At 64.4% G+C, this 25102-nt stretch carries 26 protein-coding genes; 10 read left to right on the forward strand and 16 right to left on the reverse strand.

All coding sequences use genetic code 11. From position 1 onward, the window contains the following. Nucleotides 1-46: 46 nt before the first annotated feature. The 7 genes from fliL (at nt 47) to fliR (ending at nt 4333) form a co-directional block, all read left to right on the forward strand. Entirely contained in the window at nt 47-508 is a 462-nt protein-coding gene (fliL, locus tag ABCV34_RS05675; protein ID WP_345798239.1) for a flagellar basal body-associated protein FliL, read from the forward strand. After that, the gene (gene fliM, locus ABCV34_RS05680; RefSeq protein WP_345798240.1) at nt 508-1524 is read left to right on the forward strand and encodes a flagellar motor switch protein FliM; all 1017 of its coding nucleotides are present in this window, start codon (nt 508-510) and stop codon (nt 1522-1524) included. Before fliL ends, fliM begins: the two co-directional genes overlap by 1 nt. Continuing rightward, complete coding sequence (gene fliN, locus ABCV34_RS05685) at nt 1521-2057, forward strand: flagellar motor switch protein FliN (RefSeq protein ID WP_345798241.1); 537 nt, start codon at nt 1521-1523, stop codon at nt 2055-2057. The genes fliM and fliN overlap by 4 nt, the downstream gene beginning before the upstream one ends. A gap of 6 nt (nt 2058-2063) precedes the next feature. Further along, nucleotides 2064-2387 (forward strand): flagellar biosynthetic protein FliO, encoded by a 324-nt coding sequence (fliO, locus tag ABCV34_RS05690; RefSeq protein WP_345798242.1) that lies wholly within the window; start codon nt 2064-2066, stop codon nt 2385-2387. Between the two features lie 113 nt (nt 2388-2500). Then, nucleotides 2501-3187: a flagellar type III secretion system pore protein FliP gene (gene fliP / locus ABCV34_RS05695; protein WP_345798714.1), complete on the forward strand. Its 687-nt coding sequence runs from the start codon at nt 2501-2503 to the stop codon at nt 3185-3187. Nucleotides 3188-3197: 10 nt separating this feature from the next. Beyond that, nucleotides 3198-3467, forward strand: coding sequence for a flagellar biosynthesis protein FliQ (gene fliQ, locus ABCV34_RS05700; RefSeq protein WP_345798243.1), 270 nt, complete (start codon nt 3198-3200; stop codon nt 3465-3467). 80 nt (nt 3468-3547) lie between these two features. Continuing rightward, the gene (fliR, locus tag ABCV34_RS05705; protein ID WP_345798244.1) at nt 3548-4333 is read left to right on the forward strand and encodes a flagellar biosynthetic protein FliR; all 786 of its coding nucleotides are present in this window, start codon (nt 3548-3550) and stop codon (nt 4331-4333) included. Between the two features lie 34 nt (nt 4334-4367). Here fliR and ABCV34_RS05710 read toward each other — a convergent pair whose 3' ends face one another. The 13 genes from ABCV34_RS05710 to flgB form a co-directional block, all read right to left on the reverse strand. Then, nucleotides 4368-5054 (reverse strand): hypothetical protein, encoded by a 687-nt coding sequence (locus tag ABCV34_RS05710; RefSeq protein ID WP_345798245.1) that lies wholly within the window; start codon nt 5052-5054, stop codon nt 4368-4370. A 59-nt stretch (nt 5055-5113) separates the two neighbouring features. After that, complete coding sequence (locus tag ABCV34_RS05715; protein WP_345798246.1) at nt 5114-6808, reverse strand: methyl-accepting chemotaxis protein; 1695 nt, start codon at nt 6806-6808, stop codon at nt 5114-5116. Nucleotides 6809-6972: 164 nt separating this feature from the next. Continuing rightward, nucleotides 6973-8208 (reverse strand): flagellar hook-associated protein FlgL, encoded by a 1236-nt coding sequence (flgL, locus tag ABCV34_RS05720; protein WP_345798247.1) that lies wholly within the window; start codon nt 8206-8208, stop codon nt 6973-6975. 28 nt (nt 8209-8236) lie between these two features. Continuing rightward, the gene (gene flgK, locus ABCV34_RS05725) at nt 8237-9943 is read right to left on the reverse strand and encodes a flagellar hook-associated protein FlgK (protein WP_345798248.1); all 1707 of its coding nucleotides are present in this window, start codon (nt 9941-9943) and stop codon (nt 8237-8239) included. A 158-nt stretch (nt 9944-10101) separates the two neighbouring features. Further along, on the reverse strand, nt 10102-11073 hold the full coding sequence (gene flgJ / locus ABCV34_RS05730) for a flagellar assembly peptidoglycan hydrolase FlgJ (RefSeq protein ID WP_345798249.1): 972 nt from the start codon (nt 11071-11073) through the stop codon (nt 10102-10104). A gap of 8 nt (nt 11074-11081) precedes the next feature. Continuing rightward, nucleotides 11082-12218 carry a flagellar basal body P-ring protein FlgI gene (locus ABCV34_RS05735; RefSeq protein ID WP_345798250.1) on the reverse strand — a complete coding sequence of 379 codons (1137 nt, stop codon included), beginning with the start codon at nt 12216-12218 and terminating at the stop codon, nt 11082-11084. A 4-nt stretch (nt 12219-12222) separates the two neighbouring features. Continuing rightward, complete coding sequence (locus tag ABCV34_RS05740; protein ID WP_345798715.1) at nt 12223-12945, reverse strand: flagellar basal body L-ring protein FlgH; 723 nt, start codon at nt 12943-12945, stop codon at nt 12223-12225. Between the two features lie 86 nt (nt 12946-13031). Further along, the gene (gene flgG, locus ABCV34_RS05745) at nt 13032-13817 is read right to left on the reverse strand and encodes a flagellar basal-body rod protein FlgG (protein WP_345798251.1); all 786 of its coding nucleotides are present in this window, start codon (nt 13815-13817) and stop codon (nt 13032-13034) included. A gap of 31 nt (nt 13818-13848) precedes the next feature. Continuing rightward, entirely contained in the window at nt 13849-14598 is a 750-nt protein-coding gene (gene flgF / locus ABCV34_RS05750) for a flagellar basal-body rod protein FlgF (protein ID WP_345798252.1), read from the reverse strand. Nucleotides 14599-14612: 14 nt separating this feature from the next. Beyond that, nucleotides 14613-15842: a flagellar hook protein FlgE gene (gene flgE, locus ABCV34_RS05755; RefSeq protein ID WP_345798253.1), complete on the reverse strand. Its 1230-nt coding sequence runs from the start codon at nt 15840-15842 to the stop codon at nt 14613-14615. Nucleotides 15843-15917: 75 nt separating this feature from the next. Continuing rightward, a complete protein-coding gene (locus tag ABCV34_RS05760; protein WP_345798254.1) occupies nt 15918-16595 on the reverse strand; it encodes a flagellar hook capping FlgD N-terminal domain-containing protein in 678 nt (225 codons plus the stop codon). 11 nt (nt 16596-16606) lie between these two features. Then, nucleotides 16607-17014, reverse strand: coding sequence for a flagellar basal body rod protein FlgC (flgC, locus tag ABCV34_RS05765; RefSeq protein ID WP_345798255.1), 408 nt, complete (start codon nt 17012-17014; stop codon nt 16607-16609). Between the two features lie 24 nt (nt 17015-17038). Next, nucleotides 17039-17452 carry a flagellar basal body rod protein FlgB gene (gene flgB, locus ABCV34_RS05770; protein ID WP_345798256.1) on the reverse strand — a complete coding sequence of 138 codons (414 nt, stop codon included), beginning with the start codon at nt 17450-17452 and terminating at the stop codon, nt 17039-17041. A 398-nt stretch (nt 17453-17850) separates the two neighbouring features. On the opposite strand from flgB, the gene flgA reads away from it, so the two are divergent. From flgA to ABCV34_RS05785, 3 genes are all read left to right on the forward strand, one after another. Beyond that, a complete protein-coding gene (gene flgA, locus ABCV34_RS05775; RefSeq protein WP_345798257.1) occupies nt 17851-18537 on the forward strand; it encodes a flagellar basal body P-ring formation chaperone FlgA in 687 nt (228 codons plus the stop codon). An 85-nt stretch (nt 18538-18622) separates the two neighbouring features. Next, entirely contained in the window at nt 18623-18907 is a 285-nt protein-coding gene (gene flgM / locus ABCV34_RS05780; RefSeq protein ID WP_345798258.1) for a flagellar biosynthesis anti-sigma factor FlgM, read from the forward strand. Nucleotides 18908-18978: 71 nt separating this feature from the next. Further along, complete coding sequence (locus ABCV34_RS05785; RefSeq protein ID WP_345798259.1) at nt 18979-19413, forward strand: flagellar protein FlgN; 435 nt, start codon at nt 18979-18981, stop codon at nt 19411-19413. A gap of 54 nt (nt 19414-19467) precedes the next feature. On the opposite strand, the gene flhF is transcribed toward ABCV34_RS05785, so the two are convergent. From flhF to flhB, 3 genes are read right to left on the reverse strand one after another with little or no spacing between them, the layout of a single operon-like run. Then, entirely contained in the window at nt 19468-21816 is a 2349-nt protein-coding gene (gene flhF / locus ABCV34_RS05790) for a flagellar biosynthesis protein FlhF (RefSeq protein WP_345798260.1), read from the reverse strand. Next, nucleotides 21813-23927: a flagellar biosynthesis protein FlhA gene (flhA, locus tag ABCV34_RS05795; RefSeq protein WP_345798261.1), complete on the reverse strand. Its 2115-nt coding sequence runs from the start codon at nt 23925-23927 to the stop codon at nt 21813-21815. Before flhA ends, flhF begins: the two co-directional genes overlap by 4 nt. Further along, a complete protein-coding gene (flhB, locus tag ABCV34_RS05800) occupies nt 23924-25087 on the reverse strand; it encodes a flagellar biosynthesis protein FlhB (protein ID WP_345798262.1) in 1164 nt (387 codons plus the stop codon). The genes flhA and flhB overlap by 4 nt, the downstream gene beginning before the upstream one ends. Nucleotides 25088-25102 lie beyond the last annotated feature (15 nt).

Consider the following 25102-nt stretch of genomic DNA (forward strand, 5'->3'; position numbering starts at 1 on the left):
ACAATGCCTTTTCGCCCATACCCTCGAGACACCTTGACCCGGAACCATGCTCAGGCTACTTAAATTCATCCTTCTGCTCATCATCATCATCGGCGCTTCGATCGGCGGCACGATGTTGTTCATGAACAGGAGCAGCATGTCCACGCCATCCGCCGCCCCTGCAGCCGGTGCGGCTGCGCCTGTCGCCGTTCCGGCCCCCATCTTCGCCGAATTGGAACCCTTCACGGTCACGCTCTACGGCGAGACCCGCAACCGGATCCTGTACACCGCCATCACGCTGCGCCTGAACGACGAGGCCTCGCGCAAACAGATCCAGGACTACATGCCCGAGGTCCGCGACCGCATCCTGAAGGTGCTGTCGACGCAGGAACTGTCCAAGATCCAGACGCCCGAGGGCCGTCAGGCCCTGAGCGGGGCGCTTAAGACAGAATTGTCGCGGCCCTTCACGGCCCAATTGGCCGGCCCGCACGTGGCTGACGTGCTGTTCACGGCATTCGTGGTGCAGTAATGCCATACCAGAGCATGCTTTCCCAGGACGAGGTCGATGCCCTGCTGGCCGGCGTCACCGGCGAGGAGTCCTCGGGGCAACCAGCTACCGAAGGCCCCCTGGATGGCGTTCGGCCCTACGACCTAGGTTCCCCCGACCGGGTCGTGCGCCATCGCATGCAGACGCTCGAACTCATCAACGAGCGTTTCGCGCGCCGCCTGCGTTCGATGTTCTTCACCTTCATGCGCCGCAATGCGGACATCACCGTCAATACCATCAAAATCCAGACATACGCGGATTTCGAACGCAATCTGCCGGTGCCCAGCAATCTGAATATGGTGGCCCTGAAGCCGCTGCGCGGCACGGGCCTGTTCACCTACGACCCGAACCTGGTATTTCTGGTCATTGACAGCCTGTTCGGCGGCCATGGCCGCTACAACACACGGATTGAAGGCCGCGACTTCACCAATACCGAACAACGCATCATCCGCCGGCTGCTGAGCCTGACCCTGGAAAGCTATGGTCAGGCCTGGGAGGCCGTCCATCCGATCGAATTCGAATATATCCGCTCGGAAATGCACACCAAGTTCGCCAGTATCGCTTCGGGCAACGACGTCGTGGTAGTGTCCTCGTTCAACATCGAACTGGGGTCTTCCGGCGGCAAGCTGAACGTCTGCCTGCCCTACTCGATGCTGGAACCCATCCGCGATCTGCTGACGCGGCCGCTGCAACAGTCCGCCGCGGATTCCATCGACCAGCGCTGGACCCAGCAACTGTCTCGCGAAGTCCGCAGCGCCGAGGTCGAGATGAGCGTGGAATTCGCCCGCATCGAAACCTCCATCGCCGAACTTCTGCACCTGGCGGTCGGCGACGTGCTGCCCGTCGATGTCAAACCGAATGTGACGGCCCGCGTCGGAGGCGTTCCCGTGCTGGAATGCGGTTACGGGACTTTCAACGGCCGTTATGCTCTGCGCGTGAACAAGATCCTCGCCACGCCCGGGGATTCCGACAAACTGCTAGCCCGCACGAAGAAATGAGCGACATCAAAGACGACGACACCCTGGACCCCACACAAACGGGTTCCGCGCCCACCAGCCCTGAAGACGACTGGGCGGCGGCGCTGGCCGAGCAATCTGCACACGATCAACCCACTCAGGCGGCCGGCCTGGGCGCGGAGGACGACTGGGCGGCGGCGCTGGCCGAGCAGACTGCGGCTTCCCAGCCGGCGGCGGTCGCTCCTGCGGCGCAAGCTGCCTCGGCACAGGTATTCCAGCCGCTGATGGGGCAGGCCGGCGACAGCGACAGCGACATCGACATGATCATGGACATCCCGGTTCAGCTGTCGGTCGAACTGGGGCGCACCCGCCTGACGATCAAGAACATCCTGCAGCTGGGCCAAGGCTCGGTGGTGGAACTCGACGGCCTGGCCGGCGAGCCCATGGACATCTTCGTCAACGGCTACCTGATTGCACAGGGTGAGGTCGTGGTCGTGGACGAGAAATACGGCATCCGCGTCACCGACATCATCACGCCTTCGGACCGCATTGCGCGACTGAACAACCGCCGCTGATCCACCATGGACCAGGCCCAGATCCTGCGCGTCATCCTCGCCCTGCTGTTCATCCTGGGGCTGCTGCTGGCGCTGGCCTGGGCGGCCCGGCGCGGTGGCTGGCTGCGCGGCCCATCGGGTGCCTCCAACCTGCGTATTCTGGGCACGCACAGCCTGGGTACCCGCTGTTCGATCGCCGTGGTCCAGATCGATGATACCCGCCTGGTACTGGGCGTCACCGCCCAGCAGGTCACGCTGCTGCACACCCTGCCTGCGGCGCCCGATGCGCCCCCCACACGCCCCACAGGAAATTTTGCCGACACACTGGGCAAGACCCTGTCGAGATCCTGATGTCCGTCCGTCCCGCTTTCACCCGTCAGATCGGGCTCTCACTACCGGCTTCATGCGTCTTGCGCTGGCTGTCGGCCGGGTTTCTGATTCTGCTGATCTGGCCTGGCAGCACCCTGGCACAGGCAACATTGCCGGCGCTCACCGCCACACCAGGCCCGAATGGCTCCGAAACCTGGTCGCTGAGCGTGCAGACGCTGGTCATGCTGACCATGCTGTCGTTTCTGCCGGCCGCCCTGTTGATGATGACCAGCTTCACGCGCATCATCATCGTCCTGGGATTGCTGCGCAACGCGCTGGGCACCGGTGTCTCGCCGCCGAACGCCGTGCTGGTCGGATTGGCGCTGTTCCTGACGTTCTTCACCATGTCGCCGGTCTTCGATCAAATCTACACCCAGGCCTATCAGCCTCTGGCCGGCGACAAGATTACCTTCGAGCAGGCGCTGGACCGGGGCGCCGGGCCCCTGAAGGCCTTCATGCTGCACCAGACCCGCGAGGCCGATCTGAGCATGTTCGCCGATATGGCCAAGGTCGGCCCGCTGGAGACCCCCGAAGCCACCCCGCTGCGCGTTCTGGTCCCGGCCTATGTCACCAGCGAACTGAAGACCGCTTTCCAGATCGGGTTCACCATCTTCATCCCGTTCCTCATCATCGATCTGGTGGTCGCCAGCCTGCTGATGGCCCTGGGGATGATGATGGTGCCACCCGTCACCATCTCGCTGCCCTTCAAGCTGATGCTCTTCGTGCTGGCCGACGGCTGGCACCTGCTGCTGGGGTCCCTGGCTCGCAGCTTCTACCAATGAGAGGTGCCGCATGACGCCCGAAGCCGTAATGTCCATGACCTACCAGGCCCTGCGCGTGGCCTTGGTGATGGCGGGACCGCTGCTGCTGGTGACGCTGCTGGTGGGCCTGCTCATCAGCATCTTCCAGGCGGCCACCCAGATCAACGAAATGACGCTGTCGTTCATCCCCAAGCTGCTGGCGGTGGGCGTGGCGCTGGTGCTGCTGGGTCCCTGGCTGATCACCACGATGGTCGACTACATCCAGAGCCTATTCAATACCATCCCGGGCCTGGCCAGCTGATGCCCTGCCCGCCGGATCCGCATGCGCGCGGCTGACCGACCAACGATCAGGACACTCCTGACGATACACACGGCGCGATCATGATCGACTTTCAGATCAGCCAGCTCTATGACTGGATCAACGGCCTGCTGTGGCCGCTGTTCCGGATCGCCGGGCTGGTGATGCTGGCCCCCATCCTGGGCGAATCCAGCATCCCCGTGCGCATCAGGATCGGCCTGTCGGTCGCCTGCGCGATCGTGGTGGCGCCCCTGATCGGCCCGCTGCCCGATATTCCGCCCGCATCCTTCGCCGGCTTGCTGATCGCGGCCCAGCAGGTCCTGATCGGCATGGCGCTGGGGCTGTGCATGCGGCTCGTGTTCACAGCGGCCATGATGGCCGGCGAGTTCGTCGGCCTGCAGATGGGGCTGGCGTTCGCCTCGTTCTTCGACCCGGCAACCGGTGCCAACACGGCGGTGCTGTCGCGCCTGATCAACCTGGTCGCCATGCTGATCTTCCTGGCTGTCAACGGCCACCTGCTGATGCTCGACGGCCTGGTGCGCACCTTCGATATCCTGCCCATCGGCGCGTCCCTGAATTCCAACGGCTGGGGCGCGCTGTTGGACTGGAGCGGCCAACTGTGGATCTCGGGCATGCTGCTGGCCCTGCCGCTGATCATCGTGCTGCTGACCATCAACCTGGCCCTGGGCATCCTGAACCGCACAGCACAACAGCTGTCGGTGTTTTCCGTGGGTTTCCCGATTTCGCTGACGACCGGCCTGATCATGCTGTCGATCGTGCTGCCCCGCAGCGGCGATTTCCTGGCCGGGCTGTTCCAGGACGGTTATCAGGCCATGGGGCGGATCGCCCGGGGATTGGCCGGGCTCTAGTGTCCTGCCCCGACGCTCGCGGGGCGACGCGGGATTACGGGGTCTTTGGCCGCAGGTCGTAGCTTGTACCAGGCACCACCTGGGTTCCCGCCGGCAGCAGCGGCTGGCTGGACGGTACGTCTGCGCCGGCCATCGGCGTGGCAGCCTGTGCCGGCCCCACCCCGGAAGCGGCCGGCGTGGCGGTGACACCCGCCGTGCCGGGCGAAGCCGGTACGATCGGCGGGGGCGACGATACCGGAATCGGCTCGGAGGCCCCGGTCTCGGTGGATGATTGTCCGGCAACGGGCATGGGCTTCCCCTGCGCCGCTGCCGTACGATCCCGCGCCTGCGCAGCCTCGCGATCCGCTTCCTCCGCCGTTCTAGGGTGGTGCATCATGGGCAGGTTGACGCTGTTTTCCACCCGCTGAAACGTGCCGTCCGGTCCGAAACGCAGCCAGACTTCCTGACGGAAATAGACCGCATCGGTGGCGACGGTCCCCGTGTAGCCCCAGCGAGCCAGCAACGAGTCGCCCTGTTGCCAGACGTTCGTCGGCTGGGCACCCAAGTCCTGGGCAGCCTGCTGCAGCGTGGTGCGCCCAACCACGATCCGGTCCAATCCGCCCGTGTTGAAAGTCTGGCCGGTGACGGAGCACCCCGCCAGCAGCGCCGCCGAAACCACCAGCGCGGCCAGCGGCAAGCGCCCACCACACGGGGTAAGCCGCCCGGCCCAGGAAAATGACATGTTCAAGATTGCTCCCAATTCTTAGTGTCGGGGGACGCCCGCATGGCGCCCGTGTTTTGCTATCGCGCCGCCTGAGCCGCTGCCAGGCGCGGGACGGGTCCCGCGGCGGGCAGCGGCAGACCGTGACCAGGATCCGCCGAAGCCGCTGCGGGATCCCGGACCCTGGCGGCGTCCGCCGTGGTCTGACTGAGTTGAAACACGCCCAGGGACTGTTCGATCTCGGTCGCCAGGGATTCCAGCGAACTTGCCGCTGTGGCCGCCTGCTGCACCAGCAATGCGTTTTGCTGAGTCACCGTATCCATCTGCGCAATGGCCAGATTGACCTGGTCGATCCCCGACGATTGCTCGACCGTGGCCGCCGTGATCTCGCTCATGATGTCGGATACCCGGGTCACCGCCTGGACGAGTTCCCGCATGGTTTCTCCCGCGCGGTCGACCTGCGCCGACCCCGCCTGAACGCGACTGACGGAGTCGTCGATCAGATCCTTGATTTCCTTGGCGGCGGAGGCCGAGCGCTGCGCCAGCGCACGGACTTCGGCCGCCACGACGGCGAAGCCGCGGCCCTGCTCGCCCGCGCGGGCGGCCTCGACTGCTGCGTTGAGCGCCAGGATATTGGTCTGGAACGCGATGCTGTCGATCACTCCGACGATATCGGCGATCTTATGTGAACTGTCCGAGATGCCATCCATGGTCTGGACAACTTCATCGACCACCTGGCCGCCCCGCGACGCGACCTGGGATGCCGTACCCGCCAGTTGATTGGCCTGCCGTGCATGATCGGCGTTCTGCTTCACCGTGCTGGCCAGCTCTTCCATGCTGGCGGCCGTTTGCTGCAGCGCAGCCGCCTGCTGGTCGGTGCGACTGCTCAGGTCCTGATTGCCGGAGGCAATGCGGCGCGTGCCCTCCGTCATCTGGTCCATGCGTCCCCGCACCCCGAGAATCAGCGTTTCCAGCCCATCGCGCATGTCCTTCAGGCCATGCAGCAACAAGCCGATCTCATCCCGCGATTTCGGGAAGATGGCGACGTCGAGATTGCCGTCCGCCATCTTCCGCAGATGACGCCCCACGCCCTGCAGAGGCCGCAGCACCGTCCGGATCAGGATCCGGTACGTCAGCAGCGCCAGGACGATCGCGACGCTCAACAGGCCCAGAAAGCCCTGATGGGCCCAGGTGTACAACCGCGCGAGGGATTCACGCGATTCGGCGCTGCTATCCTGGACATATTGGTCGAACTGGCCGAATGCTCGATCCATTCCCCGCGCCGCGGTGCGCAGACGCCCCCGCTTGATGGCTTCGAATCCCTTGGCGTCCTGCCTGGCCGCCAGATCGCGCAACTGCGCGACCTGAGCCCAATAATCCTTGAAGGACGTGGTCAGGATATGCAGCAGCGTCTGCGTCCGCTCGCCGCCCAGGGCGCCCGACGCCAGGAGAGCGTCGATGTGGTCGTGCGAGCGCTTCAGCAACTGATCGGCTTGGCCGAGTTCCCAGAGGCGCTGCGTTTCATTGGCGATGCCCAGGGCGCCTTCGATCTGCGTGGCAGCCTGCTGGGCGTAGATCAGGGCGTTCTTCACATCCGAATTGGCCTGCACGCCTATGGTGGCCAACTGACTGATGGTTTGCTGGCTTTGCTGCTGGACAAACCACGCGCTGCCGACTGCCGCGAAGGTCAGCAGGGACAACAGCCCCACCACCAGCGTCAAGCGGGCCTGCAAGGACAACGTCACGGAACGCCATTTCAGAAAACGGACTTTCATGTCACCTCACCCTTCTGGTTATCGTCAGCATGCCATACGCATGCTGCTTTTCTTCCAAAGAAAATAGGGCCTTGTCGGCCCTATTCACCTAGAATGCCAGGACCTGCGTCGTGCACAAATCCGCCGGCATCATCATCCCGCGTCGCTGCCTTGTCCACCCACGGTCATGCGGGCTTGCCCATCTTGAACAGGCTCAGGCCCTGGATCGTCTGAAACGCCAGGCCGGCGCCTTCCAGCGCCATCTTGCGCAGATTGAGCTGCGTCGTGGCCTGGTAGTAATCCAGGTCTTCCAGGCCGGACAAGGCCTGGGTAAAGCCCAGGCCGCGCTGACTGCCGCTATCATTGAGGGCCGTCAATTCGTTCATGCGCGCCCCGATCGAGGCTCGCACCGTCAGGACGTTGTCATAGCTGGAGGCCAGCTGCTGCATGCCCGTGTTCAGCGCATTGTGCAGGGCGGCCGAGGCCTTGTCGTCACCTTGTGACGGCGCGTTCAGGGCGGCAACCAGATTGTCGAGCGTCCGGAAGATGTTGGCGTTCTGGGTCTTCAGCGGCTCGACCGTGAATGCATCGCCCGTGGCGGGGGCACCCGATAACTGGACCTTCGTGCCATTGCCGAGGTCCATTTCCGTGGCGTTGGTTGGCAGCGTGTAGTTGACGGGTGCTGCAACGGTGGGGGGAACGGCCGAATGATCGGTCACGGTAACCGTGTAATCCGTCGCGCTCGTGAACGACACCGCATACGAGTAGCGCGCATCCGGGTTGGCGGTGCGATCCGAAATATAGGGTCCGCCCAGCACGGCCGTGCCGTTATTCCCCGCGGCGGCGGCGCTGGTGTAGGCCAGGGTCCCCGGCTGCGCCCGCTGAAAAATATCCGACCCGACGTCACTGCCAGCGATCTGGCGGGTGGCATCGGCCTGGATATTGCGCTGCAGGCTGTCGCCCAGATAAGTACCCGCCGCATCAAACGCGGGCGAGCTGCCCTTGGATCCGGAAAACACATACTGCCCATTGCCATCGGTCGTGTTGGCGATGCCCATGGCGGTGTCGCGCGCATTCTGCAAGACGTTGGCCAAAGTCTGACGGTCCGAGTCCGACAGCGTGCCATTGCCCGCCTGTACCAGACGGGTGCGCACGTCCACCAGCAGATTGGTCAGGGAATTCAGTGCGTCTTCCTCGGTGCCCAGATTCTGGTTGGCAACCGCCCGGTTGCCGGCATACCGGGTGTTCTGCGCCTGCGACTGCGAGATATTGATGGCCTGGGACGCCCCCAGCGGATCGTCGGAGGGCGTGACCATCTTCTGGCCGGAGCCGATCTGCTGGTACAGATGCATCAAATCGGACTGCTGAGCGTTGATGGTGTTCAGTCCGGTCTGGAATACGAGGCTGGTGCTGATACGCATGATGAATTTCCGAAGAGACCGATGCGGCTTAATTGCGCAGATTGAGCAGGGTGTCGAACAGCGTGGAAGCCGTATCGATCAGGCGCGCAGCGGCCTGGTATTGTTGCTGGAATTGCTGCAGGTTGATGTATTCTTCGTCCATGTTCACACCGGACACCGCCTGCTGCGCCGCGACGTTCTGCTGGATCAGGGAACTCTGGGCCTTCTGTGCCGTGGTGTTCGACTGAGTCTTGACAGCCACGTTATTGACCAGCTGGGAGTAGGCCTCGTTCAGGCCCATGGAGCCCTGCCCCGCCGGACTGCCGGACAGACCGCCCAGGACCTTTTGCGTACGCAACTGGGCCAGTTTCAGCGCGTTGTCGCCGTTGGCCGAACCTGCGGGGCCGCCTGCTCCCCCATTGGCGGTGGCGTCCCAACCCGCCGCCGCAATTTTTGCCGGGTCGGTGATGGCAACATTCATGCCGCCAGCAGCCGCCCGGGTCGGCTGGATCAGCCAGGAATCCCCCGTGGCCGCGCCGGCTACCGGCGCCGTATCGAACGTCACGCCGTCGAAGGTCGCATTACCGCCATTGGGAATGGTTCCCAGCGCCGTGCCGTCGGGTACGCGGGTGACGGTGTAATTCGTGCCGTCGTAGGCCAGGCGATAATCCTGATTGGTGAGCTTGGACACATCCTGGATGGACGCGTCCGGATTGGTCGTGGCGGTATTCCCGGCATTCTCGATGACCTTGGGCGCGGAGACCGTAAAGAAGTCTGTCCCTGGTGCACCCGACGGGTCATAGCCTTGCGTGTGCTGGGCATTGATAGACATGGAAATGCCCAGCGCCAGGCGCCCCAGATCGTTCTGTGTGGAATCCAGCACATCCGAGCGGAACGTCAGCAAGCCGCCCAGCTTGCCGCCAGTGATCAGGCTGTCGCTCATCTCGACGGGCTTGGGCTTGCCCGTGGAATCGACGACGGTGTAATTCACTGCGAGGCGGCCAGGGTCGGCTTTCGAGGGCTGTACCTGCAGGTGAAATACCGTGTCTCCGCCCAACACAGTCTGGCCATTGCCGACGGTAATGTTGAAGCGATCATCCTGCTCGTAGACCTGGATGTTCACCAGTTGGCCCAGTTCACTGGCCAACTGGTCACGTTGATCCAAGAGATCGTTGGGGGGCTGGTTGGGATTGGTGGCCTTGGCCGTCGTGATCTGGCGGTTCAGATCCTGGATGCGGTCCAGGTAGCTGTTGACCTGCGTGACAGTAGTGTCAATCTGGGTGTTGACGTTCGCGCGCTGACTATCCAGAAAGGCGTTGGCATCGCGGACCTGCGAGGCCAGGCTGTTGGCCCGGCCGAGCAGTTCCTGGCGGGCGGCCACGTCAGCGGGTGATGTCGCCACCGCGTCCAGGCCATCAAAGAACTGCTGGATGTTGGGCGAAATCCCCACGGTGCGATCCGCCACCAGATTGTTGACCTGGCTGATCTGATCGCCGTAGCTCTTCAAGGCCGCGCCGCGAGTCTGGGAAGCGGTCAGCTGGCGATACAGGAAGGCGTCATAGGACCGCTGCACGCTGACCGCCTGTACTCCACGGCCGATCCAGCCCGCCGAGGTGGAGGTAGCCCCAGCCGTCTGTACCAGCACCGATTGGCGGCTGTAGCCATCGGTGGCCGCATTGTTGATGTTGTGCCCCGCGGTGTCCAGACGGTTTTGTGCGACCAGCAGGCCGGCCTTGCCCAGATTCGCCAGATTCATGTGCTGAAATCCTGTCAGTTGTGTGCGTGCCGCGAAGGCACGCCTGAAAATTCATCTAGTTTAGTAACGGCACGGACGGCGGAAAATTTAGCGGTCCAGCCTGCCTGCCCACCTGGCGGCCCCGATCCGCACCCTGCTGTCCGGCCCCGCGCTGATCATCACCGGGCGTTGAAATAGCCCATGATGGAAATCAGTTTGTCCGCATAGGACGGGTCGGTGGCATAGCCGGCGGCCTGCACCTTGCGGGCCGCGTCCTCGGCGGAACGCGCCGTCATCACGGCGCTGTAACGATCGCTTTGGCTGATCAGGTTCGCGTAGTCGGTCAGGGAATCAGCGTAGGACGCGTACGCCCGGAAGGGCTGCACCATCTTACGTGGCTCGCCATCGATGTATTCGGTCGTCATGGCCTGCACGACCTCGCCATGCCAGCCGCGTCCGGCCTTGATGCCGAACAGATTGTGGCTGCTGGATCCATCGGGGCGCGTAATTTCCCGCTGCCCCCAGCCCGACTCCAGCGCGGCCTGGCTCAGGATCAGTTTGGCGGGCACGCCACTGCGCCGCGACGCGACGTCCGCAGCGGCGGCCATCTGATCGACGAAGGTGCGGATATGGTCCGGCGCCCCCTGAATGGCGCTGCTGACCTTCTGGCCCAGGCGACGCTGCGTCAGCACGTCGATCAGGGATGCAATCGAATCCGCGACCTGCCGGCGCCCTTCGCCGATGCGGGATTGCAACCCTGGCAGACGCGAACGGGCAGCTTCGGGCGGATTCGCCAGCGGATCCGCCGCCTTCTGTCCAGAATTGCCCTGCATCTGCGCCATCAGCGCATCGGCAAGCCCCAATCCTGGATTCGCCAGGGCCAGCGCAGCCTGCTCATCGCCGAGACTGCGCGCCATCCGTGTGGCCTGGGAGTCGAGCAGCGTCGGCATCTGATCCGAGGTCTGGCGCGCCTGTTTCAGCATCATCTGGATGAACACCGCCTCGAACTGGCGCGCGACTTCGCGCTGCTTGTCGGCCGGGGCGTTGGCACCCGCCTGCACGCCCCGCTTCAGCGTGTTCAGGCTGCTGAAATCCAGGACCGAAGGCTGGGCACCGGAACTTGGCAGCGGCGTCTGTGTCACGTAAGCCATGGCCGTCCTCAGATCACTTCCAGGTCGGCACGCAGCGCGCCGGCACTCTTCAGGTTCTGCAGGATGGACAGCAGGTCCTGCGGCGTGGCCCCCAGTGCGTTCAGGGCGCGCACCACGTCGGCCAGATTGGCGCTGGTGTTCACGCGCTTGATCGCCCCGCCCTGCGTCTGCATCTGAATCTGCGTGTTGTTGGTCACGACCGTCTGGCCACCGCCGAACGGCGTGTTGGGCTGGCTGACCTGCTGCTGCGGGCTGATGGCGATGGACAGATTGCCATGGGCAATGGCGGCCTCGTCGATCATGACGGTGCGGTTCATCACCACCGAACCGGTGCGGGCGTTGATGACGACACGCGCGCGCGCCGGCGGCAAACTGACCTGCAAATTTTCCACCTGGGACAGGAAGGTCAGCTGACCCTTCGGATCCATCGGTGCCCGCAATTCGATCGTACGACCATTGACGGCCGTCGCCGTTTGTCCGCCGAACCGGCGGTTCAGTGCCGCCACCACGTTTTGCGCGATGGCGAAGTCGCTGGTGTTCAATTCCAGGCGTACGACGCCGTTCTGAGCATAGGAAGTGGGGACACCGCGCTCGACGATGGCACCATCGGGAATGGTGCCGCCATTGAGCTGATTGACCTGCACGCTGGCGCCGCCCTGGGAAGCACCGGCGCCACCCACCAGCAGATTGCCCTGGGCGAGCGCGTAGACCTGGCCATTGGCGCCCTTCAGCGGGGTCATCAACAAGGTGCCGCCGCGCAGGCTTTTGGCATTGCCCATGGACGACACCACCACGTCCACGCTCTGCCCCGGTTGGGCGAACGCCGGCAGGCGTGCAGTGACCATGACGGCTGCGACGTTTTTCACCTGCATGTTGGTGCCCTGGGGCACCGTCACGCCCAGCTGAGACAGCATGTTGGTCAGGCTTTGCTGGGTGAACGGCGTCTGGCGGACCTGATCGCCGCTGCCATCCAGCCCGACGACCAGCCCGTAGCCGATCAGCTGGTTTTCACGCACACCGGTAAAGGACGCCAGGTCCTTGATCCGCTCGGCCCGTACGATCGGCAGCAGCAGTGTGGACAGCAGCACCCCGGCGGCGAGGCGCCGAACCAGGGAACGAAGAAAAGGCTGGTGATCGATGATCATGTCGTCAGAACGGGGCAATATTCAGGAAGAAGCGCTGCAGCCAGCCCATAGTCTGGACTTCGTCCATCACGCCCTTGCTGCGGTACTCGATGCGTGCGTCAGCCACCTGGGTCGAGGACACCGTGTTGCTGCCCGTGATGGAACGCGGATCGACCACGCCGGAAAACCGCACGTATTCGCTGCCCCGGTTGATGGCGATCTGCTTTTCGCCGGCGATCTGCAGGTTGCCGTTGGGCAGCACGCCGATGACCGTGGTGGTCAGGGTGCCGGTGAAGGCATTGGTGGCGCTGCTGGAGCCCTTGCCATCTGACTTGTTGCCGCCGGTCGCCTGGAAGTTCTGTTGCGCGCCGACTTCATTGGGCAGGATCGCCGGCGAGATCCCGATGTTCATACTGGCATTGCCGCTGCGATTGGTGCTGGTACCCACGCTTTTGGCCGCGTTGGTCTTTTCCTGGATCACAATCGTGACGATATCGCCCACGTTGCGCGGGCGCCGGTCCTCGAACAGCGGATAGTTGCCATAAGCCGTCGGCTGGTAGATGGAACCATTGGCCTCGGCGGCCGGTGCCGCGGGCGGTGGCGGGGGCGCCGTCAGCGGTCCGGTGACGACGGGTTCGGGTGGCACCAGCGCACAACCCGACAGGGCCAGCGCGAAGACGACGGCGCCGATCGCGGCGCCGCGGCGCCGGCAAGGCTGCGACAAAAAGCGTGTGCGACGCGCCGTCATGTCGGCCCGGGCCGCCCGCGCCCCTGCCTGGGCGTCAGACCGATGATTGCCCAGGGGGCGATCTGATTGTTCGTGGACCATCCTGTTTACATCTGTGTCAGGCGGGCCAGCATCTGGTCCGACGTCTGCACCGCTTTGCTGTTCATTTCATAGGCGCGCTGAGTGGTGATCATGTTCACCAGTTCTTCCGCCACATTGACGTTGGACGTTTCCACATAGTTCTGCAGCAGGACCCCGGCGCCTTCCAGCCCGGGCTGCAGCAAATTGGCCGGACCTGAAGCGTCGGTTTCCACATACAGGTTCTCGCCCTGGCTTTGCAGGCCGGTGGGGTTGATGAAGGTTGCCAGCTGCAGCTGGCCGACCTGAACGTTGGTGCCCGTCGCGCCCGGTTGCGTGACCGACACGGTGCCGTCGCGCGCGATCGTGATGGACAGGGCATTGTCTGGAATGTTGATGCCCGGCTGAATCGGATACCCGCCCGCGGTCACCAGCATGCCGTTCTGATCGCGCTGGATGCTGCCGTCGCGCGTGTAGGCAAAAGACCCATCCGGCATCTCGACCTGCAGAAATCCGTTGCCCTGAATGGCGACATCCAGGGCATTGCCAGTTTGCTTGAGATCGCCCTGGGAGTGAATGCGTTCGGTGGCCACGGTGCGTGCACCCGTGCCTAGCTGCAGGCCCGAGGGCAGCTGATTGGCCGCACCCACGGCCGCGCCCGGCTGGCGAACGGTTTGATACATCAGGTCTTCGAATACGGCGCGGCTGCGCTTGAAGCCCGTGGTGTTGACGTTGGCCAGGTTATTGGAAATCACGTCCATGCTGGTCTGCTGGGTTTCCAGACCGGTCTTGGCGATCCACAAGGAACGAATCATGTCAGGAGGTCCTGTTCAGGAGCGAAGGGCTTCAGCCCGCCGCCGAAAGAATCGAATTGCCGCGCTCTTCGTTGGTGCTGGCGTTCTTGATCACTTGCATCTGCATCTCGAACTGGCGCGCATTGGAAATCATGGCCACCATGGCGGCCGCCGGATTGACGTTGCTTTTTTCCACAAACCCCGGCGCGATCTTCACGGCGGGGTCTGCCTGGGCCGGCTGACCGCCCGCCACACGGAACAGACCGTCATCGCCACGCACCAGCTGGTTCTTGGCCGGGTTGACCAGTTTCAGCTGCGCCAGCAACTGGATGTCGCGGGGATTGTCGCCCGCGCCCAGCGCGCTGATCTGGCCGTCGGTCGCAAACGTGATGCTGCCGCGGTCGGGGACTTCGATGGGGCCGCCCCCGTTGGAGAGCACCGGCAGGCCGGTCTGGGTGACCAGCTGGTTCTGCTGATTGACAGCGAATTCGCCCGCGCGGGTATAGGCTTCGCCCTGAGGTGTCTGGACCGCGAACCAGCCGTCGCCGGCGATCGCGGCATCCAGCGAATGGCCAGTCTCGACCATGGCGCCCTGGCCGAACTGGCTGCCGGGCGTGGACGCTACCGTGCTGACCCGTGTGGGTAATTCGCCCGCTTGCGGCACGACCGGCACCGAGCGGTAGATGGCCATCTGTTCGCGGAAACCCGTCGTGGAGACATTGGCCATGTTGTTGCTGATGACCGACTGCTGTTCCAGGATGCGGGCGGCGCCGTTGGACGCCGTGTAGAGAATGCGATCCATACCGTTTCGCCGCGTTAGCGCATGGCCATCAGCGTCTGCATGATCTGGTCCTGCGTCTTGATCGTCTGGGCATTGGCCTGATAGGTGCGCTGGGCAATAATCATGTTGACCAGTTCCTGCGACATGTCCACGTTGGACTCTTCCACCGCCTGGCCCTTGATGGTGGCCATGCCGTTGACGCCGGGCGTGCCCAGCAGGGGCTGACCGGAATTGGCGGTTTCCGCCCAGGCATTGCCGCCCACGGGCTGCAGGCCTTGCAGGTTGTTGAAATCCGCCAGGGCGACGAAGCCCATGACCTGCTTGGCCCCATTGGTGTAATTGGCCACGACGGAGCCATCGGTACCGATCGAGGTGCTGGCATATTCGCCGGAGGCATAGCCGTCCTGGATGAAATTGGTCGTATAGCCGCCGGAAAACTGGGTCGAGCCATCGTAAGAAACGGTTGCCGTCAGCGGATTGGCCCCTGACGTGGCAGGAAGGGTAGCAAGGGTGAAGCTCGCGGACGCCGGAACGATGGTGTCCAGGGCGCCGGACGGCTTGAAATTCAGGGTAGCAGTGCCCACACTCGCGGGGCCCGTGCCGTCGTCCCACAGATAGGTAACCTGCCACGTATTGGGAGCTGTCTTCTGATAGACCTGATCGATCCGGTGGGCAATCCCCAGCGAATCGTAGACGGTCGTCGGAAACGACGTCGAATAAGTGGACGATTGCGTCAGATCTGGTGGTGTAACCAACGGAGAAATGATCGGCGCGCTGGCATCCAGGTTCAACTTGTCGGTCACCAAGGTCGTGGCCTTCGGGCTCATGTTGCCCAGCGGCACGGTCAGTCCGACTTGGGTACCCAGGATCGGCTTGGGGGGTGTGGCCGACATGTCGGCCTTGTAGCCCATCAGCTGCTGGCCCTGGGCATTAACAATATTGCTGTCCTTGTCGGCGAAGAACTGGCCGTTGCGGGTATACAGTATGTTGCCGCCATCGGGCTGCCGCACGACGAAGAGCCCTTTGGCGCCATCGATGGCCATGTCGAACTGATTGCCGGTCGTCGATACCGTACCGGTCGTGAACCGCTGGTTGATGGAGGCCAGCTGCACACCCAGGCCCACGCGTGAATTGGCGTAGACGTCGGAAAAGGTGGCGGACCCGGACTTGAAGCCCACGGTGCCGGAGTTGGCGATGTTGTTGCCGATGACATCCAGGTTTTGCGAGGCGGCATTCAGACCGCTCAGACCTTGACCGAAACCCATGAGATTGACCTCTTTCAGTGCGTACTGCGTTGATTCGGGCTGAAACGGCGCGGCTATCGCGCGCCGCCCCGGAAATTACATGACCTGCCGGATGTCCAGCAGGGAAATCTTGTCGCCCAGCGCCAGATTCAGCTTCAGGCCGCTGGTCGTATAGGCGGTACTGCTGACGTGACCGTAGGTCAGCGCCTGGGCCGACACCGGTTTGCCGCTGGCATCGGCGGCATCGATCGATACCGTATAAGCGCCCTTGGGCACAGTGGCGCCGGTCATGTCCTTCCCGTCCCAGGCCAATGGATAGACACCCGCGTCCTGGGCGCCGAGTTCCGTCGTGTAAACGACATTGCCGCCGACGTCCCGAATGGTGACCGTGGCCTTGGTTGCGGCCGACATCAGGTCGATGCCAAAAGCCGTGGCAACGCCGTCCGCACCGACGGAGACCTTGTCCCCCGGGTAGAGGATGTCTTTGCCAATCAGACCAGCGGCCTGCAGGGACTGGGACATATCCATCTGGCCTGACAAGGCCAACAGGGTATTGTTGAGCTGCTGGATGCCGTTGACCGTGGACAGCTGCGCAATCTGCGACGTGACCTGGGCATTGTCCATCGGGTTGAGCGGGTCCTGATTGCGCAACTGCGTCACCAGCAGGGTCAGGAACTGGCTCTGCGTACCGGACATCAGACTGCTGGTCTGCGCTCCGGCCAAGGCGGCAGCGGCGCTGGGGTCGGTGCTGGAGACGTCGGAGACGGAAGCCATGGCAAATATCCTTATTGACCTAGGGTAAGGGTCTTGGCCATGAGAGATTTGGCCGTGTTGATGACTTCGACGTTGGCCTGGTACGAACGCGAAGCCGAGATCATGTTGACGGTTTCAGCAACCACATCGACGTTGGGCAAGGTCACGTAGCCCTTGGCGTCGGCCAGGGGGTTGCCCGGATCGTACTGCACGCGCGGCGGTGCGTTGCTTTCCACCACGGACGCGACCCGCACGCCGCCGACTGCCTCGGACTGTGCCGATGGCGTCATCTGGAACACCACGTGGCGCGCCTTGTAGGGCTGGCCATCGGGGCCTGCGGCGCTGTCGGCGTTGGCGATGTTGCTGGCCGACACGTTCATGCGCTGGGACTGGGACGCCAGCGCGGAGCCGGCGATCTGAAAGACACTGAAAGTGGACATGGGATCTGTCGAGTTCCGAAGCGTTTACTGCTGCATCGCGGCCAGCAGGGATTTGATGCGCCCGTTGAGCACCTGCAGGTTGGTCTGATAGCGCATGGTGTTGTCGGCGAACTGGACCCGCTCGGCGTCCATTTCGACGGTGTTGCCGTCCAGACTGGGCTGCGATGGCGTTCGATACAATTCCTGAGCGGGGCCACTGGTATGGGCACTGGCGGGAATGTGACGCGACGAGGTCAGCGTCAGGGATGTGTCCGGCAGGCGCGGCAGACCGCCCTCGCCCATCGCCTCGCGCAGCGTGGCATTGAAATCGATGTCGCGCGCCTTGTAGTTGGGCGTGTCGGCATTGGCGATGTTGGTCGCCAGGATTTCCTGGCGCTGCTGACGTAGGGACAGGGCTTTCTGGTAGAACTCGAAGTCTCTGCCGATTCGATCGATCATGGCGTGTCGTGCAATTCGGTGAATGGGGTACGCATCCACCGGGCACCAAATGATCCCTGACCATTCGCGGTTTGAGCGCACAACAGCATCGTAAGGGCTGGCACGGTTCCATAAAGACTCAAACAAAGCGGGGTTTGAAGTCCTATTCAGACAATGCAGTCAATCCTGAGGCCGGCCGGGGAAGCCGGGCATCAGCCAGAGACACGCCGACATCCAACGCGACGCAAGGTTGCGGGCCACCCTGGTCCGGGCCTTCTTCTACAATGGCCCATATGCCCATGATCACGCTCTCACTTCCGTTTCAGGCCCGGCACCGCACCCCGCGGCGGCTAGACCCTACGCCGCGATCGCGCATCGGTGCACCGGGACACGCCGCACCATTCAGGGGCGCATGGTGCGTGGCCGCCTGCCTGATGGCGGCGCTGCCAGCGGTCTCGACAGCCCAGGTCCGCGCGCCTGCACCTCAGGTTCAGGATCCAGCCGCGGTCATCGCACAGGTCGAATCCCTGATCCGGGACCAGGCCGCGTCGTATCCCGGTTCGGTCACCGTCGCGGTCGATGCGCCCAGGCTGAACAACCAGCCCCCTTGTGACAAATTCGAGGCTTTCCTGGCAGGTTCCGGCGGCCTGCAGCCGCGCACCCCGGTCGGCGTGCGTTGCCTGGCTCCCCAGCCCTGGACGGTCTATCTGCAGACCAGCGTCCAGATCATGGGCCGCTATTACGTGGCCAGCCACGTGATCGAACGCGGCAGCGTCATCGGCCCTGCGGATCTCGACGCCCGCGAAGGCGATCTGCTGCGGCTACGCCGCGTCATCAGCGACCCCGGGCGGATCGTCGGCTGGATCGCCAACCGCCGCCTGCGCGCTGGCGGCGCCATCGAAGCCAGCGCCTTGCGGGATCCAAACGCGATTGAGCGCGGGCAGCAGGTCCGCACCGTGGCTCGGGGAATCGGCTTCGAGGCCTCGGGCGAAGGCCAGGCGCTGGAATCCGGCGGCCCGGGTGCCCGCATCCAGGTCCGTACGCCCAATGGTCAGATCATCACCGGCACGGTGATCGACGCCCATACCGTTCAGGTTATGATGTAAGTCGGCGTCCCCCTAAAGATTTCGCCATGCCGGTCGTAACCAGGGATGCACCATATGACCCTGTCCTTTCACCCGGAGACGAGCCTTGAAAGTCAATTCCACTTCGCCCAACCCCCTGCTCGGTGGGGTGACCGGGGGTACGCGCAGTGAAAACGCCTCGCATGCCGCATCCGTGGCCGGTGGCAGCGGGCCGAAAGTTGATCTCAGCCCGGCAGCCCGCCACTTGGCGGCCCTGAATGACAGCGACGCGGACGTCCAGGCGGAACGGGTACGTCAGATTCGCGACGCACTGGCGTCCGGTCAACTGACGATCGATCCGGGCCGTATCGCCGACGGCCTGCTGGCCAGCGTGCGCGAATTGCTAAAATAGGGCTGCCACGCGGCGGGCATTTCTTGGTCCAGCCGATTGGCGACCTCGATGTTTTGCCGGAATCTCCTGCCATGAGCCATATCGATGCCCTGCTCCAGTGCGTGGACGAACAGTCCGAGCTACTGAACGACTTCATCCAGACGCTGGAAGCCGAAGGCGCCATGCTGCTGGAAACGCCCTCGAACGAAGCGCTGGGCACCCTGACCACCCGGAAAAACGATTACGCGCGCCGCCTGGGTGAACTGGACCAGGCGCGTGCCGCAGCCCTGTCCGGGCTGGGTCACGCCGATGATCGCGCCGGCATCGATGCCGCCTGCGAAGCGCACCCCGACCTGCGTCCCGTTTTCGACGCCCTGTTCGCGCGCGCCGAACAGGCCAGCACCCTGAATCAGGCCAATGGCCAGATCCTGAAATCCTTCATGGATCACAACCAGCAGGCGCTGGACACTTTGCGCACGCTGATGGGCAAGGATCTGTACGACGCCCGGGGGCGGCTGTCGCGGTAAGACCCCGCAGTCTCCAACACCCCAGAGTGCTGTGCTGTGAATCCGTACCGCACCCTAAACCGCCAGCAATTCCTTCAACGCGTACAGCTTCAATAAGCCGGCAGGCGACTGGCGGGCCGACAGCTGCTCGGCCCCCAACATGCGGGCGACGACGTGCGCAGCCGGCGCCAGTGCCGGATCCTGCACCAGCCGCCAGGCGGCCAACCCGAGCTGGGCAGCCAGCACCGCGCGGTCGAGCAAGGGTTCGCGGCCCTGCGCATCCGCCAGCCATGACGCGGCCAGACGCCAAGCGGCATGGCATTCCTGGCGCAGCACGAGCGCCGCTGCGATCCGATCCGCAGGCGCATCACCCGCCTGGCCCACCAATGCATGCCAGACACGCACAATGTGGCCATCCTGGGGATCGACGGCCCGCAGGCAGAACAGACGAACACCCAAGGGAGGCTCACCGCGCGTACGCAGCTCGGCGGCCCCCAGGCCCGCCCACCAGGCCACGCCCGTCCCGGCCAGGCCGGACGGGGTGAGCAGATAGGCAAAGACATCGCCCGGCAGCGGCTTGAAGACCAGCCGCTGGGCTGACGCCGAGACCACGCTGGCCTCGTCTTCCTGGTAAATGCGGGTACGCGCGCCGCAGGCGGAGATCCACTGGAATCCTTGTCGGTCGAGGTCCCGCAGCAGCGCCTGGCTGCCGCCTTCGAAGACGTGCCAGGGGGCGGGATCCGGGCCTTCGGATTCGAGCCCGACCTGATGGCGCAGTACCTCGATGGCCGAAGGCGCAACCGACTGGGCGCCCTGCGGGCCGTACCAGCCATCGGCCATGCCCACCTGCTGGGTGCCCGCGGCCAGCGGCCGGCAACGGCCGTCGAACCAGGCCGTCGCTGACCAGGCGCCGCGCCGCCCTTGCCAGGACAAGGCCTGGCGATCATGCACGATCAGGGGAGGCTCGGATTCTTCGAGGCCTGTCCGTGCGACCCGCCGCAGATGGTCGATGGCATCCACCGCGGCCGGAAGATCCCCGGCGGATCGGCTATGCCAGAGGTCGTAGCCTTCGGACAGCACGGGATCCTCGTCCAGCAGGGCGACGGCGGCACGCAGCTGTTCCAGCCCCAGGGAATCGCCCTGCGCCGACTGGGTCAGCAGCTGCGGCAACAGCACCTGCTGACGCCGCCGCCCGGCAATGGCATCCGCGCTTTCCACAGGCTGTGTGATCGACATCAACGCGGCCAGATCCGCCTCGGAGGGGGCGAACTGGGTGCGGGCGGACTGCATGGGCGCAAGCGCCCGGTCCACGAGTTCGGTTGCGGTCAGGAACTGCAGATTTTCGGGGACTTTTTGCCCATCGGACACATAGTGGATCGGCAATCGGTAGCGGATGGTGGTGTCCAGCACCGCCCCCAGGCAGGCGGCTTCATCGATCTTGGTGATGATGCAGCCGCGCAGCGGCGTGCCACCGTCACGAACATACGAACGGGCGACTTCGTCCAACGTATCCCCATGGCTGGAGGCGTTCAGGGCCAACAACCGCTCGACCCGGCGGCCGGCGCCCGCCAGCAGGGCGGCCTGGTCCGTGACATAGCGGTCGCGCTGACTGATCCCGACGTTGTCGATCAACACCGTCTGATCGGGGCGGACCGTCTGCAGGACCCGCCGCAATTCATGCACGTCCTGGACGACGTGCACCGGCACACGCATCATCTGCCCGTAGATCTTCAACTGCTCGTGCGCGCCGATCCGGTAAGTGTCGGTGGTCAGGAGCACCAGGCTGTCCGGACCTGCGCGCCGCACACAGCGGGCCGCGAGCTTCGCAATCGTGGTGGTCTTGCCAACCCCCGTGGGGCCGACCAGGGCCAGGGCAAGCCCGGGCTGCCACAGGGCGTCCTCGGAGGCCAGGACCGGCAGGTGCTTGACGAGTTCGCCGCGCGCCCACTGCAGGGCAGCCCGTGTGCCACTGAGTTCCGGCATGCTCTTGAGCATGGCGCGCAGCAGCGTGGTGCTGAAACCAAAACGCAGCAGTCCCTGAAAGAGCGTGACCGCCTGCGGCGAACGGCGCAATTGATTGCCCCACAGCAGCTCGTCGATCCGGCTTTCGAGGGAACCCTTCAGGTCGTCGATCGCGCCCATCAGGCCATCGCCTGGCGCGACCGCCGGCGTCGGCGACCGGGCGGGTGCCGACACGGACGCCGCAGGAGCCGTGGGAACGGCGGCCGGCGCGGACGGCACCGACACGGGGGTCCGTGCGGCGATCTGGTCATGATCGGGCAGCGAGGTCGGATCCGTGGCGAGGATTTCGACCCCGCCATTGACCCGCTTGCTGGAAATGATGAGGGCATCCGCGCCCAGCGCCAGACGAACCTGGCGCATGGCCTCGCGATTGGTGGCCCCGAAAAAGCGACTGATGTTCACGCAGGACTCCCGCCGATGACGGCCGTGACCCGGATCATACGCTCCTCAGGGATCTCGGCGCTGGAGAGCACCGCCATGTGCGGCAGATGATGGCGCAGGAAGCGCGACAGGGACGCCCGCAACATGGGCGGCACAACCAGCACGGGCGCATTGCCCTTGTCTTCCTGTTCCTGGACGTGCCGCTGCGTCTCGCCCAGCAGGTTTTCCGCCAGCCCGGGTTCCAGCGCGCCGCTCGCGCCCAGCGCCTGCATCAGCACCCGCTCGAGGCGCGAATCCAGTCCGATGACCCGCAATTCCTCTTCGCCCGCAAACCAGTGCTGGACGATGGCCCGGCCCAGGGCCACCCGGGTCTGGGCCAACAGCTCGTCCTGGTTGGGGCCGGTGCCGGCCGGATTGAGGCTGGCAAGACGCGGCGCATATTCGGTGACTGTCTCGAGGATGCTGCGCATATCGCGGATGGGGACTTCCTCGTCCAGCAGGCTGCGCAGCAGATTCTGCAACTGCGGCAGGGTGATCGTCTTGGGCACCAGATCCTCGACCAGCTTGGGCACGTCGCGCCCGACGTGGTCCAGCAGCTGCTGCGTTTCCTGGCGGCCCAGCAGCTTGGCGCCATACCGGTGCATCAGGTGATTGAGGTGTGTGGCCACGACGGTCGCGGCATCCACGACGGTGTAACCCGCAATCTGCGCCTGCTCACGCAGGGACGCGTCGATCCAGACGGCGGGCAAGCCGAAGGCCGGATCCTTGGTCGGCGTCCCCTGGACCGGCGCCGTCACCCCGCCCGGATCGATGGCCAGCCATTGGCCGGTCTGGGCGACGCCACGGCCGATCTCCACACCAAAAAGCTGGATGCGGTAATCCGTCGGCTTGATTTCCAGGTTGTCCCGGATATGCACCACGGGGGGCAGAAAGCCCATCTCCTGCGCGAACTTTTTACGCAGGCTGCGGATGCGATGCAACAGCTCTCCGCTTTGTTGATGATCCACCAGCGAGATCAGGCGGTAGCCGACCTCCAGGCCCAGCGGATCCACGGTGGAGACGTCATCCCAACTGGCCTCGGAGGCTGCGGCAACGGCCGCAGTCTGCTCCTGGCTGGGCCTGGAGTCCGCAACCTTCTGTTCACGCTGCTTACGCTGATGCAGCGCCCACCCCACGCCGCCGAGGATGGCGGCCAGCAGCAGGAACGCGACGTGCGGCATATTGGGAATCAGGCCCATCAGGGTCAGGATCCCGGCGGTGATGAACAGGACATTGGGATTGGAGAACAGTTGCCCCAGTACCTGCTGGCCCACGTCCTCGTCGGTCGCCACCCGCGACACCACCACACCCGCCGCTGTGGAAATCACCAGCGCCGGAATCTGCGCCACCAACCCGTCGCCGATCGTCAGCAAGGTATAGACGTTTCCTGCGTCGCCCAGCGACATATTGTGCTGCGCCACCCCGACGATCAGGCCACCGATGATGTTGATCACCATGATCAGCAGACCGGCGACGGCATCCCCGCGCACGAACTTGCTGGCGCCGTCCATGGCCCCATAGAACTCGGCTTCCTGGGAGACTTCGCTGCGGCGCCGGCGGGCATCGTCCTCGCCGATCAGACCGGCATTCAGGTCGGCATCGATGGCCATCTGCTTGCCGGGCATGGCATCCAGGGTGAAGCGTGCGCCGACTTCCGCGATCCGGCCGGCGCCCTTGGTGATGACGATGAAGTTGATGATCACCAGGATGATGAACACCACGATGCCCACGGCGAAATTGCCGCCGACCAGGAAATGGCCGAAGGCCTCGATCACGTGGCCCGCGGCGGCCGGGCCCTTGTGGCCGTTCATCAACACCACGCGGGTGGAGGCCACGTTCAGTGACAGGCGCAGCAAGGTGGCAAACAGCAGCACCGAGGGGAAGGCGGCGAAATCCAGCGGCTTGCGGGTGAACATCGCCACCAGCAGGATCATCACCGACAAGGCGATGTTGAACGTGAACAGCAGGTCCAGGACGAACGGCGGCAAGGGCAGGATCATCATGCCCAGCACCATGAGGATCAGCACCGGTCCCGCCATCAGGCGGGCATGCCCGAAACCTTGGGTCTTGAGAAAATCCAGGAAATTGTTCATGAGACGAATGCGGGTGCCGCTTCAGGGCTGCGTTGCGGATCGAGTTCGGGAGGGACCGGCAGTGCCTGCGGCGCAGGTGGCAGTGTACCCGAGCCCTGCCGCCAGTTGCGGACCTGATAGACCCAGGCCAGCACTTCGGCCACGGCGGCATACAGCGCAGCCGGGATTTCCCGATCCAGTTCAACGTGATGATACAGGGCACGCGCCAGCGGCGGCGCCTCCAGGCGGGCAACCTGATGTTCCTCGGCCAGCTTGCGGATCTGCGCGGCGATCAGTCCCGCGCCTTTGGCGACCACCATCGGCGCCCCCCCCTGCCCCTCGCGGTAGCGCAAGGCCACCGCGTAATGGGTGGGGTTGGTCACGACCACGTCGGCGTCGGGCACCGCGCTCATCATGCGCCGCCGCGCCATGGCACGCTGCTGCTGGCGGATGCGGCCCTTGACGTGCGGGTCGCCTTCGCTTTCCTTGTGTTCCTGCTTGACGTCCTCGCGCGACATGCGCAGTTGCTTGGCATGGTTCCATAACTGCCAGGGCACGTCGATCAGAACGATGATGATCAGGGACGATGCGATCAGCAGACTGCAGGTCGCCGCCAGTTCAAGCCCCCGGGCCAGCCCCTCGGTGGGCGGCATGTGCGACAACGCCAGCATGTCCTCGCGATAGGACCAGATCACCTTCACCGCCACGTAGCCTACCAGGACGGCCTTGCCCAGCGTCTTGATCAGCTCGATGAAGGTCTGCATCTGGACGAACCGCTTGAGCCCCTTGAGCGGGTTGAGGCGCTCGAACTTGGGCTCCAGCGCCTTGGACGACAATAGGAAACCGCCCAGCGCGACCGATGAAAAAACCCCGACGACCAGCAGCAGCCCCAGGATGGGCAGAATCACCAGCAGGCCCTGCCAGGCCGAGGCCGCGGCGACATTGAGCATGACGTCGGGATCCCGCACGATCCTCGGATCGAACCACAAGCCGCTGCGCAGCACGCCCTCCAGGGCGCGAAACAGCGACCCACCGCCGAACCACAGGGCACCGATGCCGCTGATCAGGGCCATGAACGTGCCCAGTTCGCGCGAACGCGCAACCTGCCCCTCCTCGCGCGCCTTTTCCAGGCGCCGGGGCGAGGCGGCTTCAGTCTTTTCGAGATCGCTGTCCTCGGCCATCTGGTCGGGCGCCCG

Source organism: Castellaniella sp. MT123, assembly GCF_039614765.1.
Taxonomy (GTDB): Bacteria; Pseudomonadota; Gammaproteobacteria; order Burkholderiales; family Burkholderiaceae_B; genus Castellaniella.